The sequence below is a fragment of the Nocardia sp. NPDC004123 genome (genome assembly GCF_053603795.1).
In genome coordinates this window covers 136,573-161,593 of the sequence record NZ_JBSGGG010000017.1, presented here as the reverse complement: position 1 = coordinate 161,593, position 25,021 = coordinate 136,573, and the positions used below count along the sequence as shown (strand labels likewise).

28 protein-coding genes are annotated in these 25,021 nt (G+C 68.1%); 10 read left to right on the top strand and 18 right to left on the bottom strand.

Annotated features, from left to right (window positions below; genetic code table 11):
- Positions 1-7 precede the first annotated feature (7 nt).
- Together ACWEQQ_RS25410 and ACWEQQ_RS25405 are read left to right on the top strand one after the other, a co-directional pair.
- Positions 8-658, top strand: a complete 651-nt coding sequence (locus tag ACWEQQ_RS25410) for an SRPBCC family protein (protein WP_452349944.1) — start codon at positions 8-10, stop codon at positions 656-658.
- The gene (locus ACWEQQ_RS25405) at positions 655-1,896 is read left to right on the top strand and encodes a vWA domain-containing protein (protein ID WP_452349943.1); all 1,242 of its coding nucleotides are present in this window, start codon (positions 655-657) and stop codon (positions 1,894-1,896) included. Before ACWEQQ_RS25410 ends, ACWEQQ_RS25405 begins: the two co-directional genes overlap by 4 nt.
- Before the next feature lie 240 nt (positions 1,897-2,136).
- On the opposite strand, the gene ACWEQQ_RS25400 is transcribed toward ACWEQQ_RS25405, so the two are convergent.
- Positions 2,137-2,682, bottom strand: coding sequence for a TetR/AcrR family transcriptional regulator (locus tag ACWEQQ_RS25400; RefSeq protein WP_452350005.1), 546 nt, complete (start codon positions 2,680-2,682; stop codon positions 2,137-2,139).
- A gap of 181 nt (positions 2,683-2,863) precedes the next feature.
- On the opposite strand from ACWEQQ_RS25400, the gene ACWEQQ_RS25395 reads away from it, so the two are divergent.
- Together ACWEQQ_RS25395 and ACWEQQ_RS25390 are read left to right on the top strand one after the other, a co-directional pair.
- A complete protein-coding gene (locus ACWEQQ_RS25395; RefSeq protein ID WP_452350004.1) occupies positions 2,864-4,357 on the top strand; it encodes an MFS transporter in 1,494 nt (497 codons plus the stop codon).
- A 387-nt stretch (positions 4,358-4,744) separates the two neighbouring features.
- A complete protein-coding gene (locus ACWEQQ_RS25390) occupies positions 4,745-5,116 on the top strand; it encodes a hypothetical protein (protein ID WP_452349942.1) in 372 nt (123 codons plus the stop codon).
- 118 nt (positions 5,117-5,234) lie between these two features.
- Here the strand turns inward: ACWEQQ_RS25390 and ACWEQQ_RS25385 are convergent, their stop codons facing one another.
- The gene (locus ACWEQQ_RS25385) at positions 5,235-5,951 is read right to left on the bottom strand and encodes an LppP/LprE family lipoprotein (RefSeq protein ID WP_452349941.1); all 717 of its coding nucleotides are present in this window, start codon (positions 5,949-5,951) and stop codon (positions 5,235-5,237) included.
- A gap of 550 nt (positions 5,952-6,501) precedes the next feature.
- On the opposite strand from ACWEQQ_RS25385, the gene ACWEQQ_RS25380 reads away from it, so the two are divergent.
- Positions 6,502-6,741, top strand: coding sequence for a hypothetical protein (locus ACWEQQ_RS25380; RefSeq protein WP_452349940.1), 240 nt, complete (start codon positions 6,502-6,504; stop codon positions 6,739-6,741).
- A gap of 766 nt (positions 6,742-7,507) precedes the next feature.
- On the opposite strand, the gene ACWEQQ_RS25375 is transcribed toward ACWEQQ_RS25380, so the two are convergent.
- From ACWEQQ_RS25375 to ACWEQQ_RS25365, 3 genes are all read right to left on the bottom strand, one after another.
- Entirely contained in the window at positions 7,508-7,987 is a 480-nt protein-coding gene (locus tag ACWEQQ_RS25375) for an SRPBCC family protein (protein WP_452340546.1), read from the bottom strand.
- A gap of 269 nt (positions 7,988-8,256) precedes the next feature.
- A complete protein-coding gene (locus ACWEQQ_RS25370) occupies positions 8,257-8,535 on the bottom strand; it encodes a hypothetical protein (RefSeq protein WP_040861380.1) in 279 nt (92 codons plus the stop codon).
- 364 nt (positions 8,536-8,899) lie between these two features.
- On the bottom strand, positions 8,900-9,349 hold the full coding sequence (locus ACWEQQ_RS25365) for a hypothetical protein (RefSeq protein ID WP_452349939.1): 450 nt from the start codon (positions 9,347-9,349) through the stop codon (positions 8,900-8,902).
- A gap of 67 nt (positions 9,350-9,416) precedes the next feature.
- On the opposite strand from ACWEQQ_RS25365, the gene ACWEQQ_RS25360 reads away from it, so the two are divergent.
- A complete protein-coding gene (locus ACWEQQ_RS25360) occupies positions 9,417-9,548 on the top strand; it encodes a hypothetical protein (protein WP_452349938.1) in 132 nt (43 codons plus the stop codon).
- 619 nt (positions 9,549-10,167) lie between these two features.
- On the opposite strand, the gene ACWEQQ_RS25355 is transcribed toward ACWEQQ_RS25360, so the two are convergent.
- Positions 10,168-10,602, bottom strand: a complete 435-nt coding sequence (locus ACWEQQ_RS25355; RefSeq protein WP_452349937.1) for a nuclear transport factor 2 family protein — start codon at positions 10,600-10,602, stop codon at positions 10,168-10,170.
- A gap of 278 nt (positions 10,603-10,880) precedes the next feature.
- Here ACWEQQ_RS25355 and ACWEQQ_RS25350 point away from each other — a divergent pair, with 278 nt between their 5' ends.
- Complete coding sequence (locus tag ACWEQQ_RS25350) at positions 10,881-11,609, top strand: enoyl-CoA hydratase-related protein (protein ID WP_433565896.1); 729 nt, start codon at positions 10,881-10,883, stop codon at positions 11,607-11,609.
- Between the two features lie 5 nt (positions 11,610-11,614).
- Here the strand turns inward: ACWEQQ_RS25350 and ACWEQQ_RS25345 are convergent, their stop codons facing one another.
- From ACWEQQ_RS25345 to ACWEQQ_RS25305, 9 genes are all read right to left on the bottom strand, one after another.
- Positions 11,615-12,835 (bottom strand): RNA polymerase sigma factor, encoded by a 1,221-nt coding sequence (locus tag ACWEQQ_RS25345; protein WP_452349936.1) that lies wholly within the window; start codon positions 12,833-12,835, stop codon positions 11,615-11,617.
- Position 12,836: 1 nt separating this feature from the next.
- Entirely contained in the window at positions 12,837-13,178 is a 342-nt protein-coding gene (locus ACWEQQ_RS25340; protein WP_452349935.1) for a YciI family protein, read from the bottom strand.
- Entirely contained in the window at positions 13,175-13,777 is a 603-nt protein-coding gene (locus tag ACWEQQ_RS25335) for a dihydrofolate reductase family protein (RefSeq protein ID WP_452349934.1), read from the bottom strand. Before ACWEQQ_RS25335 ends, ACWEQQ_RS25340 begins: the two co-directional genes overlap by 4 nt.
- A 270-nt stretch (positions 13,778-14,047) precedes the next feature.
- Positions 14,048-14,380 (bottom strand): DUF732 domain-containing protein, encoded by a 333-nt coding sequence (locus tag ACWEQQ_RS25330; protein ID WP_354848287.1) that lies wholly within the window; start codon positions 14,378-14,380, stop codon positions 14,048-14,050.
- A gap of 97 nt (positions 14,381-14,477) precedes the next feature.
- Positions 14,478-15,482 (bottom strand): hypothetical protein, encoded by a 1,005-nt coding sequence (locus ACWEQQ_RS25325; RefSeq protein WP_452349933.1) that lies wholly within the window; start codon positions 15,480-15,482, stop codon positions 14,478-14,480.
- The gene (locus ACWEQQ_RS25320) at positions 15,479-15,838 is read right to left on the bottom strand and encodes a RidA family protein (RefSeq protein WP_452340556.1); all 360 of its coding nucleotides are present in this window, start codon (positions 15,836-15,838) and stop codon (positions 15,479-15,481) included. The genes ACWEQQ_RS25325 and ACWEQQ_RS25320 overlap by 4 nt, the downstream gene beginning before the upstream one ends.
- On the bottom strand, positions 15,835-16,932 hold the full coding sequence (locus ACWEQQ_RS25315; protein ID WP_452340557.1) for an alpha-hydroxy acid oxidase: 1,098 nt from the start codon (positions 16,930-16,932) through the stop codon (positions 15,835-15,837). Before ACWEQQ_RS25315 ends, ACWEQQ_RS25320 begins: the two co-directional genes overlap by 4 nt.
- Positions 16,929-18,431: an amino acid permease gene (locus tag ACWEQQ_RS25310; protein WP_452349932.1), complete on the bottom strand. Its 1,503-nt coding sequence runs from the start codon at positions 18,429-18,431 to the stop codon at positions 16,929-16,931. The genes ACWEQQ_RS25315 and ACWEQQ_RS25310 overlap by 4 nt, the downstream gene beginning before the upstream one ends.
- 222 nt (positions 18,432-18,653) lie before the next feature.
- Positions 18,654-19,820, bottom strand: a complete 1,167-nt coding sequence (locus tag ACWEQQ_RS25305; RefSeq protein WP_452349931.1) for a hypothetical protein — start codon at positions 19,818-19,820, stop codon at positions 18,654-18,656.
- A 119-nt stretch (positions 19,821-19,939) separates the two neighbouring features.
- Between ACWEQQ_RS25305 and ACWEQQ_RS25300 the strand changes: the two genes are divergently transcribed.
- Entirely contained in the window at positions 19,940-20,521 is a 582-nt protein-coding gene (locus ACWEQQ_RS25300) for a TetR/AcrR family transcriptional regulator (RefSeq protein ID WP_452340560.1), read from the top strand.
- Between the two features lie 6 nt (positions 20,522-20,527).
- Here the strand turns inward: ACWEQQ_RS25300 and chrA are convergent, their stop codons facing one another.
- The 3 genes from chrA to ACWEQQ_RS25285 all read right to left on the bottom strand — a co-directional run bounded on the left by chrA (position 20,528) and on the right by ACWEQQ_RS25285 (position 23,482).
- Complete coding sequence (chrA, locus tag ACWEQQ_RS25295) at positions 20,528-21,667, bottom strand: chromate efflux transporter (protein WP_452349930.1); 1,140 nt, start codon at positions 21,665-21,667, stop codon at positions 20,528-20,530.
- Positions 21,668-21,747: 80 nt separating this feature from the next.
- Positions 21,748-22,671, bottom strand: a complete 924-nt coding sequence (locus ACWEQQ_RS25290) for a hypothetical protein (RefSeq protein ID WP_452349929.1) — start codon at positions 22,669-22,671, stop codon at positions 21,748-21,750.
- 388 nt (positions 22,672-23,059) lie between these two features.
- Positions 23,060-23,482, bottom strand: a complete 423-nt coding sequence (locus tag ACWEQQ_RS25285) for a DoxX family protein (protein WP_452340563.1) — start codon at positions 23,480-23,482, stop codon at positions 23,060-23,062.
- 143 nt (positions 23,483-23,625) lie between these two features.
- On the opposite strand from ACWEQQ_RS25285, the gene ACWEQQ_RS25280 reads away from it, so the two are divergent.
- A complete protein-coding gene (locus ACWEQQ_RS25280; protein WP_452349928.1) occupies positions 23,626-24,285 on the top strand; it encodes a hypothetical protein in 660 nt (219 codons plus the stop codon).
- Between the two features lie 71 nt (positions 24,286-24,356).
- Positions 24,357-25,013 carry a hypothetical protein gene (locus ACWEQQ_RS25275; RefSeq protein ID WP_452349927.1) on the top strand — a complete coding sequence of 219 codons (657 nt, stop codon included), beginning with the start codon at positions 24,357-24,359 and terminating at the stop codon, positions 25,011-25,013.
- Positions 25,014-25,021 lie beyond the last annotated feature (8 nt).

Sequence of the window (25,021 nt, the reverse complement as noted above, 5' to 3'; positions counted from 1 at the left end):
TACTCCGATGAAGATCGCCAATGAGTTCACCGTCCACGCACCCCTCGAGCAGGCATGGGCGGTGCTGACCGATCTCGAACAGGTGGTTCCGCTCATGCCCGGGGCGCAGCTGGTCGGCTGGGAGGGCGAGGACTTCCTCGGCAAGCTGAAGGTCAAAGTCGGTCCGGTGACCAGTGAATTCACCGGGAAGGCGAATTTCGTCGAGCGCGACGAACACGACCATCGCGCCGTGATCACCGGCAGTGGCCGGGATTCACGCGGATCCGGAAACGCGGCGGCGACCATCACCACGCAATTGCGCGAAGACGGGGACGAGACCCGTGTCACCGTGGACACCGACCTCAAGATCGTCGGCAAGCTCGCCCAGTTCGGCAGCGGGATGTTGCAGCAGGTGTCGGAGAAGATGATCGGTCAATTCGTCGCCTCGCTGGAAGAGAAGCTCGCAGCGGGCGATTCGGCCGGCGCAGCAGCGACGGCCGGGCCGGACGGCCGAGCGTCACGGCCGCAACCGGTCGCGGAAACCGAGCCGGCGCCGCTCGATCTGGTCGAGCTCGTCGGGCCCGCGATGATCAAGAAGTACGCGCCCGTCATCGCGTTCGTGCTCGCGGCCGTGCTCGGAATCATCCTGGTACGCAGGCAGATGCGCGGGAAGCGATGACGCGAGCGGCACTGCTGCGCGTCGATCTGGCCGCGTTCGCTGTCGCGGTGGTCGCGCGGCTGCGGCGTGGTGGCGTCGCGGTGGCGCCGAGCGGCCCCGCGCTGTTCGTGCAGGCCTTGCGTCGCATGGCGCCGCGGTCGCGCACCGAGCTCTATTGGGCTGCGCGACTGACGCTCGTCGATCGCATGCAGGATCTCGCCGCCTTCGACGCGGTCTTCGCGACGGTGTTCGCCGACGCGGTGCTGGGTCTGGACCCGCCGAGCCGAACGCACGGGCTGCCGACCGAACGCGCGCCGGCGCCGGGCACGGGCGGTCGGGGACAGTCCGGGCAGGGCGGTGAAGTTCCTTGGGCGACACTGCAATCAGCGACCGGTGCCGACCGATCGACCGACCGGGGCGTGGCGCTGCCGGACGTGCTGCCGAGCCGGTTCGCGGCACGGGAACAGGAACCGTTCGCCCGCTTCGATCCGGACGACCTGCGGACCGTCGGCGTCTGGCTGGAGCAGGCGTCGGCGCGGTGGCCGCAGCGCCGGAGCAGGCGCTACGCACACCATCCGCACGGCAAGCGGATCGACTTCCGGGCGACGATGGACCACTCCCGTCGCACCGGCTGGGAGCCGGCGGTGCTGGTCCGCACTCGTCACCGGCGCCGCCCGCGCCGGATCGTCATGATCTGCGACGTCAGTCGCTCGATGCAGCCGTATTCGACGATCTACCTGCACCTGATGCGGGCAGCGATGCAGCGCCGTTCGCCCGATCGCCCCGAGGTGTTCGCTTTCTCCACCTCGCTGACCAGGCTGACCTCGGTGCTGGCGCACCGCTCCCCGGATGTCGCGGTGGCCCGGGCCAACGACAAGGTGGCCGACCGCTACGGCGGCACGCATATCGGCCGGTGCCTCGGTACGTTGCTCGCGACTCCGTCCGGCAACGCTGTGCGCGGCGCCGTCGTCGTCATCGCCTCGGACGGCTGGGACAGCGACACGCCCGATGTCCTCGCCCGCGCGATGGCCCGGATCCGACGCCGGGCCTGGCGCGTCATCTGGCTCAATCCCCGTGCCGGCGACTCCCGATTCCAGCCGACCACCGGTGCGATGGCGGCGGCGCTGCCGTTCTGCGACGTCATGATGCCGGCGCACACGCTGGCGGGCATACACGCGTTCATGCAAACCCTGGCATCGACGATCGTCACGGAGCCATCAAGTCCGCCGGAAAGTTGTTTCAGGCACACATTTTGGTGATTGTGTGCGTGAACCGTACGCAGCCCGGACGGCTGACGGCGATCGTGGTCGAGGGTGAACTTCACCCTTGGTACAGCGCCTCCGACTGAGCGCGAATGTCGATGACCCACCAATCCTGGTTCCGGCCCACTGTTCGTGATCTACCCGCCCGTAATCCGCAGGGGCGCTTGCTGTTCGGGTGCTCGATTACCGAGTGTACTGCCGGTGTTCGGGGCGGCGTAATCCTCGACGAAGGAAGCGTCAGTGTAGACCTGCCAATGGTTCCCATGCGGACATGGCGGCAGTGGCGATGGCCTCCAAGTCGGCGCGGGTGGCACCATCGCGGGCCTGTATCGACATGCCCTGGTGGACAGTGGTGTAGAACGCGGCCATGGTGTCGACGGTTGCCTCGGCGGGAAGGTCGCCCTCGTCGACCGCGCGGCGCAGCCGGGCCGCGATCGCGGCTTGCATGCCGTGACGGAGGTCGGCGAGGAATGCCTGGGCGTCTTGATTTGTCGCGGTCCGGGCGGCCAGCGTGACCATGCATCCGGGCGGAGTCGCGGGATCGGCGAAGAAATCGGCACTCGCGGATAGCAACTCGTGTACCGCCTCGCGGGCGACGGGTGCGTGGTCGAGCGCGAGGCGCGCCGGATTGCCCACGGTCGAGTCGTAAAGCTCGACAGCCGCTCGGAAGAGTTGTTCCTTGGAGCCGAAGCAGGCATAGATACTGGGCGAGGCGATACCCATTGCGGCCGTGAGGTCTGTCATCGACGTCCCCTCATACCCGTTGCTCCAGAACGCAATCATCGCCTGCCTCAGCACGGCGTCGCGGTCGAAGCCGCGAGGACGACCACGCTCTCTCATTCTCCACCTGCCTTCCGTGGTCTCACGAATTCTGTGTCGTCCATTAAAGATATCTCTTGACGCGGCTTCCGGAGCGCTGCTACCTATTTCTGTGTCGATCAACATAGAAATCGAGGGCGGGGATATGACGACTGAACGCAGCCCCTGGGGGGCACTGGGCGCGCTGTGCGTGGGCTACTTCACGATCCTGTTGGACATGACCATCGTCGCGGTGGCGAACCCGGCGATCATGAACGGCCTGCACACCGACATGTCCAAGGTGATCTGGGTGACCAGTGCCTACCTGCTCACCTTTGCGGTGCCGCTGCTCATCACCGGCCGCCTCGGCGACCGTTTCGGACCGAAATACCTGTATCTAGGGGGACTTGCGGTCTTCACCCTGGCGTCGCTGTGGTGCGGCCTGGCCGGCGGCATCGGCTCGCTGATCGCCGCACGAGCAGTGCAGGGGCTCGGCGCCGCGTTGATGGCGCCGCAGACGATGGCGGTGATCGGCCGAATCTTCCCCTGGGACAAGCGCGGCGCGGCGATGGGCGTATGGGGCGGAGTGGCGGGCATCGCGACGCTGATCGGCCCGATCTTCGGCGGTGCGCTCATCGACAACGGCGGCTGGCAGTGGATCTTCTATGTCAACGTGCCGATCGGCTTGCTCGCATTCGCATTGGGCGTGTGGCTGGTTCCGGCGCTGCCGACGAACGATCACCGCTTCGACATCCCCGGAGTGATCGTCGTCGCGATCGGAATGTCGGCCTTGGTGTTCGGCATCCAAGAGGGCAACAGCTACCACTGGGCGGGCTGGGTGTGGGGCCTGATCTTCGGCGGTCTCGTCGTCCTCGCGCTCTTCCTGGTGTACCAAGGCCGCACGAAGATCGAACCGCTGGTGCCGCTGGGCCTGTTCCGGAACCGCAACTTCTCCCTCGGCAACGTGGCGACCGGTGCGCTGGGAGCATCGATGACGGCCCAGATGGTGCCGTCGTACTTCTACCTGCAGGCGGTGCGCGACCTGTCCCCGACGAAGGCGGCGCTGGTATTCGCCCCGATGGCAGTCGTTTCCGCCATTCTGTCGCCGGTGGTAGGCAAGCTCTCGGACAAGGTGGCGCCGCGCTATCTGCTGACATTCGGCTTCGCCCTGTTCACCCTGGCGGTGTTGTGGTTCATCGGCCTTGCCACCCCGTACGGGTCCATCCCGCTGATGTGCCTGATGTCGGTGCTCTGCGGGGTCGGCAGCTCCTGTATCTGGGCGCCACTCCCGGCGACCGCGTTGCGCAGCCTCCCGCTGCAGCAGATGGGTGCGGCCTCGGGTATCTACAACACCACCCGCCAGGTCGGCTCGGTGCTCGGTAGTGCGGGCATCGGCGCGCTTCTCACCGCGCGCATGGCCGCGCATTCGCTGCCCGCCTCGTCCGGCGAAGCCGGGCACCTCCCCGACCTCGTCAAAGCACCCTATGCCTCGGCCCTGACCGATTCGCTGTACCTCACGGTGATCCTGCTAGCTGTCTGCGCCGTCACCGCCGCGTTCTTCGCCCCGACCAAGACGGTCAGCACCGCGCCGTCTCCGGCAGCAGAAGAGAAGGCCCAGGCCGACCTGGCCGACCAGGAGTATGGGCAGGGTCGGTTCTGATCTGTCCATCGCGGCAAACCTCTGACGCGTAAGGCTTCGCAGGTTCGAATCTGCCGAGGGCACACCCTTACCTGCACTTTTGCTGCGTGCAGGCGCATCGCAACACCACCCGAACGCCGCGGGAGCCGAAGGGCTGCCCGGAATGTCGGAGGTGGTGCGAATCCCTTGGCCGAGCAATGCCTTCGGAAAGCGCTGCGAGCAAGGGGTTTCGGGGATCTTTCGTCGCAATGCGCATGTTGCCCGTCTGTGCGCGGTAGTCGCCGCGGCACTCACCGCGAATCAGGGTGGGTGAGCGGACGAATTCCGGGTTCACCCCGATGCGCGCCGAACCTCCCGCGCGACAAGCTGAATCCCGGGTCGGGACACTGTCGATAAGGAGTTACACGCATGGCTCAACGGTTGCTGGTCGGTCTGGGGACTGCCGCTCTGATCGCCGCTGCGGCTGGCGCGCTCGCCCCGGCGGCGAACGCCACGGACCTGGCCGAAGGGGTGTCGTGCAACGATCGCAGTTGCCGCAACGACACCGACGACGTCTACCGCGTGCAGGCCCGGGTGCGGTGCACGGGCACCGTTGGCCCACACGAGATCTCGTTCGTGGTCAACAGCCACTCCACCCAACAGGTAAGTGCCTCATGCCCGGATGAGTGGTTCAGCAAACACCGACTCATCGATTGGAACACTGTGAAGGGCATCGACTACCTGAGCGCCACGGTCGACAACAGCAGCCGTCGCCCGGCTCCGGCACCCAGCGGGTCCTGATCCGGACGATGTCGCCCCGAGCCCGCACCGCCGAGGAAGTCCGCACCGAGATCGTCCGCGCTATGCGGTCGCCCGACATCCCTGCACGGCACGCGCTGCTGGTCCAACTGGCCGATGCTCAATTGCTCGGCGGGAACTGCCCCTTCGCCACCACCTTGCCACCCGAGAGTGTGAAGGTCACCACGCTGGGTCCGCCGCTCGGGCAGCACAGGGCGTCACTGGATTTCGCCCACTTGTACTGCACCGAGACGGTATTCGCGGTTTTTCCGATGACCTCGGTATAGCCATAGGGGTTGGACGTCGCGGTACCCAGGTAGGTGCCGTTGGTGAAGAACAGGACATGGATGTAGGGGTGAATATTGCCCGATTCCACCGTCATCCACGACAGCACGCCATCGCAGCCCGCCGAGATCGGGTCATTGCTCGCCGACGGATTGCCCCATCCGCCGTTCGCGGTCGGGGCGAGACTCTTGATCGCCGAGTTGGCGAGCCCGGAATTGAGGTCGAAGCACAGTCCGTGGCCGCTGCCGTTGGGTGCCGGATTCGTGGTCACCGGCACGATCGTGGGCTGCGGCGTGTCGGTCGCGGCACTCGTGGCAGGTGCGGGCTGTGGCGAATTGGGTTCGCCCGCAGATGGATTGCCGTCCTGGCCGCCCGGGGCCTGGGCGGGCGGCGGAGCCGACTGGTTGCCCTGCGCCGGCACGGTCGTCGCTTGGGATGCGGCGACTGTCGTGCTCGCTGTTCCCGCCTGGGTCGACGAGCTGCCCGAGCATCCGCTCGCGGCGGCCACGAGGGCGGCGGCGAACGCGGCGAACAGCACTGGTCTGGCCTTCATATTTCTCCTCGCATCGATACGCCATCCCCGACTTCCATCCAAACACCCTGTGGTGGACCAGGTGTCGATGTAGCAGAGGCCCGCACCCGGATCAGTACCTCGGCGGGACCCGGTTGCGGCCTGGGCAGGTTACGCACTTCCCGCATCGCATCGGCCGGTCGGGACGTAGGCGGCCCGCATCGTCGCTGTCATTTCCGTCATGGCCGCGGATACTGCCCGACGGCGCTGACACCGCACTGTCAACCGCTGCCAGCGGGCCACTCGCGGTGACCCAGCGCCGTTCGATCAGCCTGGCCATACCCGACACAGGTATCCGTTGTTGGCACGGTCGAATCCCGGGGCGTGGTGTAGCTCGGGTGGTCACCAGGAAGCGCAGGAGTCGTCGACGTGGGGATCACCGACGTGATGGGTTGATGGCGGCTGGCGGTGTGAGTTTTCGAGGGAAGGGCGCTCGCTGGCCGGATACGCGCTGCTGCGACGCCGCGCCCCCAGCATTGGGGGCACCTCGAACCGATGCGAAGTACTAACAGTTCACTTACTGTCGGGGCTCATGAAACACCGCCATACCCGCATCGCCGTCTTCGCGACTCTGGCCGGACTGCCTACCGCCGCAATGCTTTTCGCGGCCGGACCTGCCGCAGCGGAGATCCCCATCGAGCCCAGTCCCGCTGCTCCCATCGACATGGACGGATGGGGGTACTCCGGCCCCTCCAGCCCCCTCGTGGCGTTCCTCGTCAGCATCTCCGCTCAAGCCGCCAACTCACTCCACGGTGTTCACGGCCCGGTGTAGCCCGGCACCCTTTGGATCCCCGCGTGGTGAAGGAAGCGCAGGGTTCGCCGACGTGGGGATCACCGACGAACCCACCACCATTCCGACCTCACGCATATACACAGGGACCCCGGGCGCCTACAGGCCTTCGGGGGGCGATCCGTTCGCTGAGCAACCGCCTGGGCTCTACTCTCCAGACCCAGCGGGTTATGGGCGTCGACCGGCGCCGATGTCTACGCAGTTCATTCCAAAGAGTGACCGTGAGCGCACGAAACTCATACGGATGTTCATCATCGGAATGCTCACACTCGCCGTCCTAACTGGTTGGCTGCATCCCGTTGCTGCTTCTCACAGGGCACGATGCCACGGTTGTTGCCGCGCCGCTATCGGCCATGATCGCGGGCTTGATCGGTCTGTTCGCTGCGTCACCCAATGAGAGCGAGTTGGGTAGCGACGCTGCCGACGCTGTAGCCACGGCGACTGGGGGCCGCCGACAGCTGCTGGCGCTATCGGTCGTGACATCAGGTCCAAAGCGAGCCGTCGCCACCGATAGATCACCCCTATCAGGGATTATGTCGAACCTCGTTGGATTCTCGGCGAGCCACCCTCGTGGAACGAACCAGCCGATTCACCGCGCTGGTAGCTGATTCCCGATGACGGGTTGGGCGGCTACGCCGCCCAACCCGGTGCCGCCGTGGTCACGAGGCCCGTGGTGTGGCGCTGCCGGCGTTCGTGAGCCGGTGAGGACGGCTCGTTCGACAGATGGGGCGGGAGCCGCAATCGGGGGTCACAGTGCCGCTTCGGCGGCGCGGACGGCGCGGACGAGGGTGGCGGTGGCATAGCGACGCCACACGGGTGCGACCGCAAGGCGGATCAACCAGTACCGACCTGGACGTGGATGGAACGAATAAGTCCAGCGGACAAGGCAATCCGAACCGTTCGGGGTGAATGTCCACTCTCCACGCACCTTTTCGACCAGAAGACGCAGCGGGCCGGTGAAATCGGTTATTTCGTAGGCGAAGCTGTGGGGCCGGGTGTAGGCGATGAGGCGTTCGCGGGCTGTGGAGCCGTCGGACAGGACCGGAATGCGAGTGTTGCCAACGGTGTCCCATGGCCCGGACTGGTCACGGACACCGCCGACCCCGGGCAGTGGTCCCATTCCCGTGAAGATGGTGGTCAGGTCGATCGGCTCGATGATGTCGAAGGCGGTCTCCGGTGAAGTGCGGCAGGGGGATTCGACGGTCACCGGCACATATCCGAGGCTCATGCCGCCTATTGTGCCCTTGATTCAGTACCAGGCCGGGGCTCGTGCACCGCGGGCCCGATCGCGACGTGTGCGAGCAACCCCGGCAGGTCGATGCCCAGATGCCGGGTGACCTCACCCAGCGCGTTGTCCAGTGCCGCCCGCGTGGACTCCGCCCACGTTGCTGAAACCCTGGGGTTCCGGGGTTCCGGGGTTCCGGGGTTCCGGGGTGCCGGTAAGAATCGTGTCGCCTGGTACATGAGCGTGTCTTCCGGTCTCGGCCCCTGTGCGGGCTATAGCATCTCGGCGTACATGCGGCCGTCGCGCACCCCGAATTCGATCCGACACGGGAACTCCGACGGGTATCCGGCCTGGAGGTTGTGCAGGTTGCCTCCGATGACGAACGTCGCCCACTCCCGCAACTCTTCGGGCAGTTGAAACATCCAGCCGTCGGTGGCGCGTACGTATGGGATGTCGGCACCGAGGGGATCGTGGCGGCCGAGAGCGGCCACATCGAGGATCATCCCCTTCTCCTGCGCTGACGCGATCGTGGGCGGCTGCAGCAGCATCATGGCGGAACCGTAGCGCCACCCACGCCCTTCGCGGGCGAGGCGCGACGAGGCGCGACGAGGACGCCCGATTTGCCCGGCCGGCGAGCCTGGAACCTACTGAAACCGCTGGTCGCCCGACACAATGAAAGCGCGGCGGCATTTTGCCACAAGGCATTTCAGCGGCTTCATGTACCACCCGACGCGATTCTTACTTCCCCCATCATCGGCGCGGCAGCCAACCGGGACCCGCTGTTCACCGAGGCAACGACTGCGTGTCCTTGTGCGCCGATGCCGTCGAGAACAAGCCCGCCGGATTGAAGCGAGCAGCCGGGGGTCGCCGCGTCGTCGAGCAAACTTGTCGCAGGCGGTTCGTTGTGTCCGCGAGTCAGCCTTCGTACTGCTCTCGGATGTCGACGACCTTCCCGTCGGCGATGTGAATGGTGGCGATCGGGGCCCATGAGCTCCAGTGGTCTGCTTGGGTTTTCATCGCTGTGAGGGTGCAGTGTGCCGAGTCGACGGAGAAGCCGCACATCGCGGATTGGGGTATGGAGGTGATGGTGACCTGGTCGGAGAGCGGCGCGGTGAGGTTCGGTCCGCATGCGGCTCGCCATTGTTTGGTGGTTGTTCGGGCGTAGTGGACGAGGCTGTACGTCAGCTTGTCATCGGCAGACAGGTTGATCAGCTCGACGATTCGGTCGCTCGGGTCAACGGCCTGCACGGCGTCTGTGCAGGGCGTGGTGGCCGCGGGTTCCGCGGTTGGGGGGACGGCCCAGGTGGTATCGGACAGGCTCGCGCAGCCGCCGGCGGTCGGCAGTGTCAGTGCGAGGAGAGTCAACGCGCAGAGGCTACTGCGGTGCCACTGCGTGGCTCGGTCGAACATCGGGCGTTCGGTTGGGGTGACCATGGATTCAGCCGCGGACGTCGTTGATGCTCGTAACGCGGCAGCGGCGCTCGGCAAGCCCGGGACCTCACCGATGGGCGTGGTCGCGGAGTCGGCCGGGACCACGGCAGAGGTCGTGCTCGGCTGTGCCTGACCACCTGGTTCGGTGCTCGGCACGGTGCCGCCGGCTACCGGCTGTGTGGCACCCGCAACCGTTGAGGGTGATCCGGCAGTATTCGAACCTACCCGGCAACCGCTGGCACACAATGCCGCCGCGATCAGCAGGACAATCGAAACAACAACTCTCACTGTAGTTTTCCCCTGTACTTCGAAACAACAAGATCGAAAACCAGATCGCCGACAGCAGCTGAGGTCATGCGGCGCCGTGACCGCCGGCACCCGGGCCCGAACGGAAGCCCGATACCACCGCCCGGCATTCGACTCGGGCCGCCGCCGCACAGACCGGCCCAGCAATGCGGCCGCCGGTCGATTCGGCTCATTGGGCGACAGGACCTGATGCGGCGAAGGCTGCTCGAGAGACCGCCGATCACCGGAACCGAACTCGCACTGCCGGTTCCGCCGCCGGACGGGGTGCAACTCGACGTCAAGCTAAGGCAAGCCCAGGAACGCCGGCCGCGGTGAGTGCGTCATGCCGGTGCAGTCCACGACCGATCGCGCACTCGGAATGGGACGCCAGCGCACACCGCAGCGCTGCCCGTACCTGCTACACGGGCTCGCTCGTGCCCGATGGTCCTCGGATAGAACGCCGCACCTCAGGCGGTCGCGAGGCGGGTGGGCAGGGGTGCGAGGGAGAAGTTCTTCCAGATGTAGGTGTCCATCTGGTGCTGGTCGAGGGTCAGGTTGTCGACGCGGTCCACTTTGCCGTCGGAGTTGAAGTGCCACACCAGCGCCCACAGGGTGTCGACCTGGCCCTCGCCCTCGGTCGAGTAGCCACGATGGATATCGACGACGTATTCGGCGTTGGCTTCGAGGAAGAACGTCTCGGCCTTCATCCCAGCCTTGGCCAGCTGGGCGAAGAAGGCAAGGACCTCGTCGAGTCCGTGCTTGGTTCCGGAGAGCGCGTGGTGCCCGGGAATAGTCCATGCGATGTCGTCGGTGAGTACCGCCCTCATGCCGTCCAAGTCGTAGCGCGCATACGCCTCGAAGAAGTCGCTGATCGCCCGGATCTTCGGGTCCTGCTGTGTCACCACGTGATTCCTTTCGAAGAGGTGAATTCGCAGTCTGCATCCGGTCGCTGGCAGAACACTGTCAGCGGTTGACAGCGACGGACACCCACAGGACGGATGCAAGTGAGCCACATCGGCAGGAAAAAGCCATCTCCGATCGGTAGTGCGCGAGCCTGCCTGAGATCATGGACGAGATCATCGGCCGTAGCCCTGAAGACGGACTGAGACAGTTGAATTCGGTATCCGGCCGGTGGCCTGCGCCGCGTTGGCCGGATTTGGTCGAAGGAAAGGCAATTCTCATGAGTGCTGAGCTCGTGCTCCGGACGGTCGAGGATGGCATTGCCACCCTGACCCTGAACCGTCCCGAGAAGCTGAACGCGCTGACGGCGGCCTCGTTCGAGGAGTTGGCGGCGCATCTGGACGCGCTGGCCGGCGCGGACGTCCGGTGCGTGATCCTGACCGGCGCGGGCCGATCCTTCTGCGCCGGACACGATCTGGAGTCGCTCGCCGCCGGTGACGCGCTGGCGTCCCGCTACCATGAGGCGGAGACCATTGCCCGGCTCGAGGCGTTCCCGGCGCCGGTGATCGGCAAGATCCGCGGGCACTGCTTCACCGGCGGACTCGAACTGGCCCTGGCCTGCGACCTTCTGGTCGCGGGGGAGAACGCGCAATTCGGGGATACCCACAGTCAGTGGGGGCTGGCCCCGCTGTGGGGCATGTCGGTGCGGCTGCCGGAGCGGGTGGGCATGGCCCGGGCCAAGGAACTCAGTTTCACCGCCCGGCGGTTCAGTGGTGTCGAGGCCGCGGACATGGGCCTGGTGAATCACGCGGTACCCGATGAGGGGCTGGACGAATTCGTGGCGCACCTGGCCGCGCAGATCACCGCCAACTCGGCCGGGTCGAATCGAATCTACAAGTCGCTCTACGCGAATTCGCGGGAACTCGGACGCGCCGAGGCGTTGAAGGCGGAGACGGACATGCAGTTCGGGCTGCCGGACGACTCGGTCGAGCGACTGACCAAGCGCTGAGCGGGTCAGGCAGGGCGTGCCGCCTCGGCGCGGGCGATGAGGAAGTCGCGTTCGGTGTCGTTGCGGGCGTGGGCGATTGCGGCGCGGTATGCCTGTGCGGCTTCGGCATTCCGGCCGAGGCGGTGCAGGAGATCGGCGCGGACGGCATGGAAGAGGTGCTGGTCGTCGAGGTCCAACTGGTCCAGTTCGGCCAGTGCGGCTGCGGGTCCGGCGACCTCGGCGACGGCCACCGCGCGGTTGAGCCGCACCACCGGGCTCGGGGTGAAGGTGAGGAGCTGGTCGTAGAGCTCCAGGATCTGCGGCCAGTCGGTGTCGGCGGCGGTGCGGGCGTCGGTGTGCACGGCGTTGATCGCGGCCTGGATCTGGTACGGGCCGGGCTGGTTGCGCCGCAGGCATTCTCGGACCAGAGCGTGGCCCTCGGCGATCAGGGCTGTGTCCCAGAGACTTCGATCCTGCTCGGGGAGCGGCACGAGCTCGCCGGTCCCGGAGGTGCGTGCGGCACTGCGTGATTCGCTGAGCAACAACAGCGCCAGCAGGCCGTGTACCTCGGGTTCGTCCGGCATGAGCTCCGCGAGCACCCGGGTCAGCCGGATGGCCTCGGCGCACAGGTCGGCGCGGGTCAGGCGCGCGCCGTCGGTGGCGGTGTGGCCCTCGGTGTAGATCAGGTAGACGACCGCGAGCACGGCGTCGAGCCGGGCGGGCAGCTCGGCATCGGACGGCACCCGGTACGGGATCCGGGCATCGCGAATCTTGCCCTTCGCGCGGGTGAGGCGTTGCGCCATGGTGGTTTCCGGCACCAGGAAGGCCCGGGCGACCTCCGCCGTGGACAACCCGCCCAGCAGGCGGAGGGTCAGCGCCACCTGAGCCTGGCGGGACAGCGCGGGATGGCAGCAGGTGAATATCAAGCGCAGCCGGTCGTCGCGCACCGCGCCCTCCTCGATCGGTTCGCCCTCTGCCCGGAGCAGCGCGGCCTGGGCGTACTTGTCCGCGCGGGCGGCCTCGCGGCGCAGCCGGTCCACCGCGCGATTACGGGCCGTGGTGATGATCCAGCCGGGTGGACTCGGCGGCAGCCCATCGCGCGGCCAGCGCTGCGCGGCCGTCGCGAAGGCGTCCTGCACCGCGTCCTCGGCGATATCGACATCGCCGAAGACACGGATCAGGGCGGCCACCGAGCGGCCGTAGTGCTCGGCGAAGACGGCCGCGACATCGACTGTGCCGGAAAGCATGTCAGCTGTCCTGGATCGGCCGGACCTCGATCGGCAGCCCGATGACGCGTGCCATGCGGCGACCCCAGTCCAGCGCCTCGTCCAGGTCGGCCGCGCGGATGACGGTGAAACCGCCGATGTGCTCCTTGCTTTCGGCAAAGGGCCCGTCGGTGACGAGTACCTCCGAGCCCTGCGCGCGCAGCACGGTGGCGGTACTCGGCGCGTGCAGCCCGGCCGCGAACACCCACGCCCCGGACTCCCGCATCTCCGCATCGAGTGCCGTCAGCTCGCTCATGATCGCGTCGAGGTTGTCCGGCGGCGCGGTGTCGTCGGGCTGGTAGACGCTGAGCAGGTACTCCGTCAACGCGACTCCTCTCCGGCGGGACGATAGGTGGCCATGAGGACACCGGTCGTCGTGGTGACGCTGTCGGTCAGCCGCAGCGTGCCCACGTCGACGCCGTCGAACAGGCGCGCGCCGGGACCGACCGTCAACGGGTGGATCGAGAGCAGGTACTCGTCGATCATGCCCGCGCGCATGAGGGAGCGCAGCAACTCGCCGCTGCCGAGGACCACCAGATCCAGGTCCGGCCGCCGGGCGCAGAGCGCGCGCACGGCCGCGATCCCGTCGCCGGGCAGCAGGGTCGAGTTGTGCCACGGCAACGGTGCGGCGAGGGTGCGGGAGCAGACGAACTTCTCCGCCTTGTCCAGCACCTCGGTGAACGGATTGTCCGTCTGATGCGGCCAGAATCCGAAGAAGTCCTCATAGGTGCGACGGCCGAACAGCAGGCCACTGTCGCTGTGCGCGGCCGTGTGCGCACCGATGACGCGCCCCTGGACCGGGTCCGCGTACCGGTGTGCCCAGCCGCCGCCGGTGAATCCGTTCCGGGTGTCCTCGTCGGCCCGGCCCGGCGCCTGCATGACGCCGTCGAGGGTGAGGTTGACGACCGCGGTGATGCTGCCCATGTTCGCTCCTTGGCTGCGGCCCGGCCAGGTTGCCGGGTTCACCCTCTACACGAACGGGCTGCCGCGATCACGACACCGCCGCGGAAATTTTCCGACGGCTCAGACCTCGAGGTTCTCCTCGATGTCGCGGAGCCGATGCCGGGCGAGTGCCAGATTGCCGCGGTTCCGGTCCAGCGCGACGTACAGGTTGGACCCGCCGGGGCCCGAAAAAACCTGCGGGCGCCGCCGTTTCCGGTAGCGCCCGCAGGCTCGGTACGTCCGCGGCTCGGCTCAGCCGCACAGGCTCCCCGGCGCGGTGGCCGCGTCGAGGAACAGTACGGCCTCCTCCTTCTCGGCCGCCCCACCCGGAAGCTGTTCGGACAGCTGCTCCTTGGTCATGCCCGAAGCGATGGCCGCGCAGTCGGCCTTGCCGACATCGATGGCCGCGAGCTGCTGATCCTGATCGGTCAGCAGCTCACCGCGCTCCTGCAGGTAGCTCACGAACACCTGCTCCGGCGCGGTCAGTGCGCGCTCCGCCCCGGCCACCCCCGCGGCCGCCCCCAGCAACGCGACCCCTGCAGCCATCACTCCGAAACCCGAAGCGAGACGGCTCTTTTTACCCACGAACTCTCCTTCAACATCGAACGAACCCGGCGAGCCTACCCCGGGCCGGCCCCGGCCATGTGCGAAGCCGACCGGAGCTCTGGCCGGGGAATTCGGGTCAGTCGCGTTCCAGAATGCTGGTCACCAGCATGGTGTGATCCTCGAGCCGCCGCCGCACGGACCAGCCGAGTTCGGCGAAGGCCTGCTCGTACTCCTGGCGCGTCCACAGTCGCACGCCGGTGACCGCGTGATAGATCTCGTAGGTGGGCGAGAACCACGGCTGCTGTGTCCAATACGGGGCCTCGAGTAGGTAGCCATCGCCGATCACCAGCCGCCGCAGGTTGGGGAACCAGTCCATCCAGCCCCGCAGCACCGCGGCGATGCCGTCACCGTCGCTGGCCAATTGGTGCAGCAGGAAGAACGACATGGCGGTGGTGACGGCATCGCGGTCGACGGTGGCCAGCCAGGCGGGCGGTTCCGGTTCGGGCTGCACCGATCCGGCGAGCAGGGTGATGCGGTCGCCGAGCCCGCGCGCGGTGAGTTCGGCGGTGGCCGAGGCGATCACGCCGTCCTCGATGTCCACGCCGAGGAACCGTTCCCGCTCGGCGATTCCGGCCAGCGCCAGCACCCGCCCGGCGTCGGCGCAGCCGAGATCGATGGTGCAGCCGGGTGTTCCGGCCGCGATGGCGCGCCCGATGGCCTCGAAGATCTCCGGCCGCCGCCGCGCGATATCGGTGCAGCCGCGAGCCACCTCGCCGGGTTCGGTGGCGGCGGGAATGTATTCGCGGTGCGGGCTGTCCGACAGCTGCCGGAAGGTGGGTTCCCACCCGCGCACCGCCACCCGCACGAAGCCGCGGTTCTTGCCGACATCGTGGCCGGTGTGGGTGAGCTGGTAGCGGCGCCCGCGCCGCAGCAGGAAGCCGGCGCGCACCAGCCCCTCGGCGACGGTCTGCTGGATGCCGGTGGTGGGCGCGACGGTGTCGCCGCCCAGCAGGGTGACCCACCAGCCCCAGTCGTCGGCGGCGACGATGAGCTGGCCGGCGGTCTGGCCCTCGATGACGTCTCGGATGGTGAAATCGCCGAGGGCGGACTGCGGTTGGACGAGCGGGGTGACTGCGGTCATGATCGATCTTCCTGAGCGGTGGCGACGGCGATCGCCTGGATTTCGATGAGCAGCCCGTCGATGGGCAGGGTGGTGACGGTGGTGATCCGCGCCGGTGCGGCCGTCGGGAAATGCGTGTGGAAGGCGGAGTTCCAGCCGGGGAACCAGCGGCGATCGGACAGGTAGCAGTCCAGCCGCAGCACGTGCGCGCGGCCGCTGCCCGCCGCGGTGAGGGCGGCGTCGAGCTGCCGGAAGACCTCGGCGGTCTGGCCCTCGAAGGATGTGGTGGTGACGGTCAGGGTGTCCGGGTCGACGGCGGCCAGGCCGGAGGTGAACACGAGCCCGGCCGCGGTGCGGGCCAACGGGAACGCGCTCACGGGGCGGCTCGCATGATCCGGGTGGCGTCGATCTCGGCGAGGGTGGCCGCGCCGGACAGGATCATCAGGGTGCGCAGCTCCTCGGTGAGCAGCTCCAGCACCCGATCCACTCCGGCCTCCCCGGCCGCGGCCAGGCCGTAGATGGCCGCGCGGCCCAGGATCACCGCGTCCGCGCCCAGCGCGAGCGCCAGGTACACATCGCTGCCGGTGCGGATGCCGCTGTCCAGCAGGATGGGTGTCTCCGGGCCCACCGCCGCGCGAATGCGCGGCAGCATGTCCAGGCTGGCCGGGGCCGGATCGACTTGGCGGCCACCGTGATTGGAGACGACCAGGGCGCTCGCGCCGATGGCCAGGGCGCGGTCGGCCGCGGCGGGGGTGAGCACGCCCTTGGCGATCCACGGCAGCCCGAACCCGGTGGCGGCGCCGGCCAGCTCGGCCCAATCCCACACCATGCCACCGCGTTTGAGCAGCTGTCCGAAGATCTCCGCGACTCCGGGAGCGCCGTCCTCGCCGGTCAGATTCCCGGCGAAGTGCCGCTGGTCGGGGTCGAAGCGATTGGCCATATTGCGGGTGCGGAAGCCGCCGACCGGGCAGTCGAGGGTGACGCACAGCGCGTCGTAGCCCAGTCGCGCCACTCGGTCCGCGACCGCGGCCGCGTGCCCGAAGGGATGCACCTGCGCGATCCGGGCGGCGCGCGGTGCGGCGGCGTGTACCCGCTGATAGGAGAAGCTGCCCGCCTCCGGCACGACGGACAGCGCTCCCCGGGCCTGGGCGGCCCGGGCCACGGCCGGATGCCCGTCCGGATGGAACAGCGCGTCACCGCCGAACGGTGCGGTGAGAAGCGGTGTCTCCAGGGGCATTCCGAGAAATTCGGTGCGGGTCGAGGGTGCGCCCACCCCGCTCATCGGTGCGGGCAGGATGCGCCAGCGGTCGAAGGCGAGCCGGTTCTCCCGCAGGGTGATCTCCTTGCCCGCGCCGCCCTCCATGAAGTCCAGGACGTCGGCGGGCAGTGCGGTCGCGGCCGCGCGATGGATCTCGTCGAGGGTCCCGAAGTCGACGCGGGTCGGGTAGAAGCTGTCGAGCTGCGCGGTCACGCGGCACCGCCGGTGGTCACCGTCGCGGTCGTGGTCAGTGCGCTCGAATCGGCCGTCGCCCGGGTGGGATCGGGTGCCGGGCTCGGATCGGGCACCTGGGGTGGATCGAGAGCAGTGGCGGTCGGGCCGTGGACGGCGGTCGCGTGGCTGCGACCGTAGAACAGATACAGTGCGACTCCCGCCGCGCTCCAGATCACGAACCGCAACCAGGTGAGCGCCTCGAATGTGGTTGCCAGCCAGACGCATCCGGCGATGGCGCAGACGGCCACCACGGGCAGGAAGGGCACCCGGAACGGACGCGGGCGGTCGGGTGCGGTGCGGCGCAGGACGAGCACGCCCACGGCCACGATCACGAACGCGAACAGCGCGCCGATATTGACCAGCTCCGCCACCGTGCCGATGGGCAGCAGCCCGGCCACCGCGGCGACGACCGTGCCGAGCAGCAGGCTCAGCCGGACGGGCGTGCCCCGGGAACCGGTGCGGCACAGCGCCTTCGGAACCATGCCATCGCGGCTCATGGCGAAGACCAGGCGGGTCGGGCCGTAGCACACCATGAGCAGTCCCTTGGTGAGCGCGACCACCGAGGCCACCAGGATCACCTTGCCGATCCACCCGGCTCCCACGGCGGCCAGTGCGGTCGCCACCGGCGCGGCATTGCCGAGGGTGGAATACGGTGCGACACCGGTCAATACAGCGCTCACGGCCACATAGAGGGCGGTGGCGATGACGACCGAGCCGATGATGCCCCAGGGCAGATCACGGCGCGGATCGCGGGTCTCCTCGGCGGAGGTGGCGACGACATCGAAACCGAGATACGCGAAGAACGCCAGCGCCGCGCCGGCCGCGATGCCGTGTACGCCGAAAGGCAGGAACGGCGACCAGTTGCCGGGATGCAGGTGGGGCGCGCCCACCGCGATCACCAGGACGAGGACGCCGATGGTCAAGGCCACCAGAGTTTTCACCACGACTGCGGTGAGTCTGACCTCGAACACGAGCACGCCGATCAGCGCGGCGACAATGAGGACCGCCGGAAGATTGATGACGCCACCGTCGCTGGGGCCCGCGGAAATCGCCTTGGGCAGTGTCACTCCGAACAAGGAATCCAGGGCGGCCCCGAATAATCCGGACCAGCCGATGGCGATGGCCGATGCCGCGACCGCGTATTCGAGCAGCAGATTCCAGCCGACCAGAAACGCGGGCACCTCGCCCAGCGTGCCGCGGGTATAGGTGTACGCGCTGCCGGACAGCGGCGTCATGGACGCGAGTTCGCTGTAGCACAGCGCCACCAGTGCGCAGATGGCCCCGGCCAGCACGAACGACAGGACGATGGCCGGTCCCGCCTTGGTCGCGGCCGCAATGCCGGTGGTGACGAAGATGCCCGCGCCCACGATGGTGCCGACGCCCATGGCGATGAGGTCCACCCGGCCGAGACTGCGGGTGAGCGTTCCGTCGGCGGCCGGGGTTGCCGGAGTCACGCCGGCCCGAGTTTGTGCTGCCATTTCTGGAATCCATTCGGAGAGAATGTTTTTGGAGCTGATGTATTCCAGTGAAACGGCCGGAGTTTATGTGTCGGTGAACTCGCGTAACGACTTCGTTTCGTCGAATTCCGGAGTATTCGGCAATGTAAAGCATTGCGGGCATGCGGAATTGCGCGCGATCGGAATTCGCGCGCGATCAATTGTGCCGTTCCATTCGATGCGTCGAATATGGCGGCGGAAGAATTATGCGGTTGTCGAGATCTGCGGAGTGGGAACGGAGTCCGTGGCGCGCGCCGTTGCGTGCCGACGGACGACTGCGGTGGTCGTGGCCACCAGAACGAGGACGACCGCGGCGGCGAGCACCGCGTCGCGCATGGACGCCACGGTCGCGATGGCTCCGAAGCCCACCGTCGCGACCGCCGCACACGCGTAAGCCACGCCCGCGAAGCGCGCGGCCGCCCGGGCGTGATGATCGGGAGTTGTTGCGGCACTGACGATCCGGAGTCCGGAGCGATAGGCGATGCCCTGTCCGAAACCGGCCACGGCGCCGCCGCACAGCAGCAGCGCCAGGCTGGGCAGCCAGGACACGGCAGCCGTCAGCGCGACCCCGGCGATGATGATCCACTGCGCCGCAACGGGTTCGGCGGCAAGTCCGGCGGGCGCGATCAGGCGCTGGGCCAGCCAGGCGCTCACCAGATACAGCGTGACGGGCAGCGCCAGCAGGGCGAGATTCGTCGTGCCCAGCAGTTCCGCACCGTAACTCGGCAGCAGGGCGACGACCAGTCCCGCCGACACCCAGGCGGCAATGCCGCTGAGGTATCCGGCGATTCGCGGTTCGACGGTCTCGGGAGCCGCGGCCGCGCGACCGGCGATCGCCGGTCGCGCCGCACGATCGCTCAGCACCGCCATCGCGGTCACCGCGAGCAGGATCGCGTGCCCCACATAGACGGTCACCCCGGGCGCGGGCAGATACTGCGCCACGACCGCGGCCGCGATCGTCCCCAGTGCCGAGCCGAGCACGGTCGCCACCGCCATGGCCGTGCGCCCGCGTTCGCCCGTGCGTTCCAGGATCAATCCGGCCACCGAGCCGGTCACCAACCCCACCGATAGCCCCGCGCAGATCCGCGCGGCGACCGCCGGCCCCGGCGAATGCGCCACGGCCATGGCCGCATCCGCGGTGATGCCGAACCCGCTGCCCACCCCGATGCGCCACCACCAGCCCTGTCGGGTGGGCGGCGGACCCACCAGCGCGAGCGCCGGGGTCAGTGCGAACAGGTAGGCGGCGAAGATCACGGTGATGAGCAGGGGAGCGAGCGTCCAGGCATGCCGGTAGTACGGCATCATCCCGGTCGCCATGTTCGGCTGCGCCATGATCAGCACCAGCAGCGCCCCCGGTGCGGCTGCCCGCATCCCGGCCTCCTAAGTGAGGAGATCTTCTCTGTTAGAGAATACGAAACTGAGAAGAACTTCTCTACTCGAGTGCCGTGCCCTGATACCGCGTCGCGCTCGCGCAGGATGGAGGCGTGCCCGTGAACACCCGCAGTGACGCCCAGCGCAGCCGCGTGCTGCTGGTCGACGCGGTCCAGAGCCTGCTGGAGGCGGGCCGGATCGGCTTCTCCATCCCGGAACTCGCCGCGGCGGCGGGTGTCGGCGTGGCCACCGCGTACCGGCATTTCCCGACCCCGCAGGACGCCCTGCAAGCCTTCCACCGCCGCGCCATCGAACATCTGGTGCAGGCGCTGGCCGCCGTCGACGCCGGCCCCGATCCGGTGGAACGCTTCCACCGCTGCTGCCGCACCTGGGTGGACCAGGCCGGGCAGTGGGGTCCGGCCGTGCGCTACATCCGCAGCTCCCGGGGCTTCATCGAACGGCTGGCCGACGGCGACGAATCCATCACGGCCCTGCACGACATGCTCGCCGAGGTGCTCAATGCCCTTGCGCTGCAGGGCAAGACCGCCGAATACGACCTCACCTACGCGGTGCTGCTGTGGATCACCATCTTCGACGAGCGCGTGGTCTACGACCTCACCGAGCACCGCCACTGGAGCCCCGCCCAGGTGACCGACCACCTCACCCGCGCGGTCGCCGGAGCGCTCGGCATCACGGTCTGACGGACCTCAGCCGACCGGCCAGCCTGCCAGCGCCGCGGCCACCCCGAGCGCACCCGCGCCCAGCAGGGCGCTCACCACGCCGCGGCGCGCCGCCAATAGCCACGCCGCAGCAGCCGCGAGCACCGCGAACTGCCAGAGGTGGTGCAGCGCAAGGGCGAGCGGGATCGCGGAGCCCGCGATCGTCCCGATGACCGCAGGTCCGGCGCCGGTGAAGAACGCCTGCACGCGCTGGTCGGCCCGCAGCCGGTCGAAGTACTTGCCGCCGGCCAGCACGAAGGCGAACGACGGCGCGAAAGCGACCGCGGCGGCCAGCAATCCGCCCGGCACGCCCGCGGCCGCGTACCCGACCACCGCCACCGTCTGCACCACCGGGCCCGGCGTGATCTGGCCGAGCGCAACGGCATTGAGGAATTGCGCTCCGGTCATCCAGCCGTAGCGGTCGACCGCATCGGCCTGCATGAGCGGAATGATGACGAAGCCCCCGCCGTAGGACAGCGCGCCCACCTTGAAGGCCACCCAGCACAGCGCTGCCAGGCCGCCGGTGGCCGGCCAGGCCACCGGTGCCAGCGGCCACGCGGATACCCGGCTCGGGGACAGGCCGCCGCGTATCCCCACCTCGGCCAGCCCGGCCCCGATCAAGACCAGGACCAGCCACGGTCCCAGGACCGCGGCCGAGACGATTCCCAGTGCGGCATAGGAGATCCAGCGGGCCCGAGCGGCTCGGCCGTTGCCCGCGCGCCTCCAGCCGGCCGGAAGCAGGCCCATCGCAGCATGCACCGCGACGGCGGCGACCGCCGCGCCCGCTCCGGCCGCGGCGCCCCGCACCCACACCGGGCTGCCCGCCGCCAGGAAGACCGCGGCCAGGACCAGAATCAGTGCCAAACCCGGTGCGATGAAACAGCATCCGCCGACGAGCGCTCCGGCGGTGCTACGCAGGCGCCAGGCGGTATAGATCGCCAGCTGTGTCGAGGCAGGTCCGGGGAGCAGGTTGGTCGCGGCGATGGCGTCCTCGAACTCCGCCGCGTCGAGCCAGCCGCGCCTCCGCACGCACAGGTCCCGGAGCAGGGCGATGTGTGCGGGTGGCCCGCCGAATCCGAGGCAGCCGATGCGCCCCCACTCGCGGGCGATCGTCCACAGCGTGACCACTCCGGCTCCTCCGTCTCCCGAATCCGACGGCCGACCCTAACCCTCGGTCGGTGACGATGCTCGGTACGGCGGCGACGGGCTCACTTCAGGGCGGCGTGCAGCAGGGTCACCCCGGCGGTGAGGGCCGCGCCCGCCACCGACCAGCTGGTGCCCGCGGGCTGAGTGGACAGCACCACCACGGCATAGCGATAGGGCTGATCGGGGGAGGGGGAGACCAGGCCGGTGGTGTCCAGGGTGGTCGAGGAGTCCAGATCCATCCAGCCCTGTTTGACCGCCCACGTCGCACCGGTGAGGGCATCGGGGATGCCGAAGTACTGGTCGGTGCCGTCGGCGGCGGTCTCGGAGGCGTTGTGCAGCGCGCCGACGATCAGGTCCCGGGCCGGGGCCGGGATCGCGGTGGTGATGTAGTGGAAGACAGTGACCACATCCCGTGGCGTGGTGAGGGTTTCGCCCCACTGGGCGGTGTCGCCCGGTGCGGTGGTCGCGGACAGTCCGATGGCGGCGACCATGCGATCGATGATGGCGTTGTTGCCGCCGTTGTCCCACATCACGTCGGCGATGTCGTCGTCACTGGTGGACAGCATCCGGGTGATCTGGGTCGTGGTGTCCGGGCCCGGTTGCCAGTTCTGGGTTTTCAACGCGTCCAGCGCGATGAGCAGCTTGACCACCGAGGCGGTGTAGAACTGCTCGTCGGCATTGAGACTGGCGATGGCCGCCCCGGTGGTGGTGTCCACCACGTCGATGCCGACGCTGGTGCCGGGCGAGCCCGCCTGGATGGCGGTTTGCATCTGCTGGGCGATGGCCGTCACCGAAATGGGGTGCGGAGCAATCACAGACGCGCTGGGTGCCGCGATCTCGGGTACCTGGCCGACACCGGCCTGATCATGAGACGTGGCGAACGCAGTGGGAGCGCTGAGGGCTGCCAGGGAGATCACGGCGACGAAACTGCCGGCCGCGATCCAGAACCACCGTGCGTGCGGTGAAGGGGCCTGAATCGAGGTCATAGTCAATTACATCGACACGAACCTCGAGACATTTCCAGCCGAAAGCTGTCAATTTCCTGTTAACTGAGGCACATTCGGATCTCGGTTCGGAGACGGTGCCGACCGGCTAATTCACCGCGAACCCAGATCATTTCTGCGTCGGGATTCATACGCCCTGGAGACAGGGATCGGTGCCGGTCCTGAGATTGCTCGAAACGCCCTCGTAAAGAGCCTCGATCCCCTCGGTTTCGGGGTGCTGCTCATGATCGTCCCGGTCCTCGCCGATGCTGAGGCGCACTATGGCAACGGATGTGTTCTGTTCTCCGACAACACATCAGCAACTGTGGATTCGCTACGGTTCAGATTCATGCTGGGCGGCAGCGGTCCGCTCGGGTCGGCGCGCGCCCGGTCACACCCCGCGGTAGATCTTGCGAGCGGTCGTGATCAGCGGAATCTGGAGCGGGAGGCGCAGCAGCGCGCCGATTTTCAGCGGCAGCGGGCGATTGCTGCGCAGCCAGTCGGCGGTCAGCTGCAGGTTGGCGGGGAAGACCGCGAGGAAGACCAGTGCGGCCAGGCGGGCGCCCAGAGCGCGGGTGCGGGGGACCACGAGCAGCGCGCCCGCAGCCAGTTCGGCCACGCCCGAAACCTGGGTGTAGGTACGGGGTTTGCCCGGGAGCTGGGGCGGGATCATGGTGTCGTAGGGCTTGGGCATGAGGAAGTGCAGGACGCCCGAGCCGAGCAGCAGGGCGGCCAGCGCGAGGGCGCGGGCCCGAATGCCATTGGAGCCGACCGGTTGGATTGCCGCGGGGGAGTGCGACAGGTCTGCTGTCATCGTTGCAGCATAGCCGGTCGGTATGTATTGCCCGGCAGGTAACCGGGTTCCGCATCTCTGCTCGGAGTGTCGCCGTCGCGGGTGGCCGATCGCCAAGGGATAGCGCACAATTAGGCGGCTATCCGGCTCGAGCAGGGGAAGTTATGAAGGCGCACAAAGGGCTTGCGATGGCCCTGCTGGTCCTGGGTTTGACGGTCGCGTGCTCGAAGGGGGAGGCCACCCATCCGGCGAATGCACCGGCACAAGCGGTTCCGCAGCCCGCGCCCAAGGAGAAGGAGGGCACGATTCCGGTCGGTCCCGGTCCCCAGGGCACGTACACGGTGGCGGCGCAGCCGGCGCCCGGCAGCTGTCACTACCGCACGACCGCCGACGGCCAGCCGCTGCCCGACCCGAACTGCACCCCGGGCGCGACGAATCCCAAAGTGACAGCGGCGAATCTGGCCGACACCATCTGTAAGTCGGGCTATACCGCCACGATTCGGCCCAACACGTCGATCACGAATCCGGAGAAGGCCGCCAATATCAAGTCCTACGACTACACCGGCGACCCCCGCGATGCCGAGTACGACCACCTGATCTCGCTGGAGCTCGGCGGGGATCCCAACGATCCGCGCAATATCTGGGTCGAACCGCCGTCACCGGGCCACCAGGCCGGCGCCGGGCCGAACAATCCCAAGGACGGCGTGGAGACCAAGCTGCACACCCTGGTCTGCAATGGCAAGGTGGCGCTGGTCGACGCCCAGGTGGCGATCGCCACCGACTGGACCACCGCGCTGGCGAAGGTCGGCTTCCCCAATAGCTAGGGGCGCGTCGCGTCCGGCGTGCCGGGCCGAAACCGCCGCTGGACTCGAACCCGCGGGCCTACGATCGAACGATGTCAGCGCCGCAGGACCCCTCGACGATGATCGAGGGCCGGGTCGTGCACAAGGTGAGCAACGCACTGAAGATCACCTTCAGTGCGGGCCCCGGTGACCCACTGGCCACCGGGGTGCAGGGCGCGGGCAATGGCCTTGCGGCCAAGGCCGCCATCCTGTTCGGCTTCAAGAACGGCGGCACCGGCAAGCACCGCATCACCTACGCCGACGGGTCGGTGGTGTGGGTGGAGTCCAAGGACTCCGCGCCCACCGTGCTCAGCCGGGGCGACGGGACCTCGCTGGCCACCGTGCATCGCGCCGACACCTCGACCGCCGTGGGATCCACGGCGGGAACACTTTTCCACTTCGTACCCGATCCGGAGGAGGCCCGGACCCCGGAACTCTTCCGCATCGTGGTGCTCGACCGCATGGGACAGGAGACCGGCCGCCTCGACGTGGTGCGTACGGTCGGCGGCTGGACCCTGCGCCGTATCGCGAACGATCTCTACAACGAGTCCTTCTGGTGGGATCGGGCCGGGCAGCCGCTTCCCGTCCCGATCCTGGGCACCCGGCTCTGGCTCGAGCACCCGCTCGACCCGGTGGAGCGGGACGTGCTGCTGGGTGTCTGTGTGGACATCGCTCTGGGATTGCGGCCGTACATCGCGGTCATGAAGTAGGAGAACGG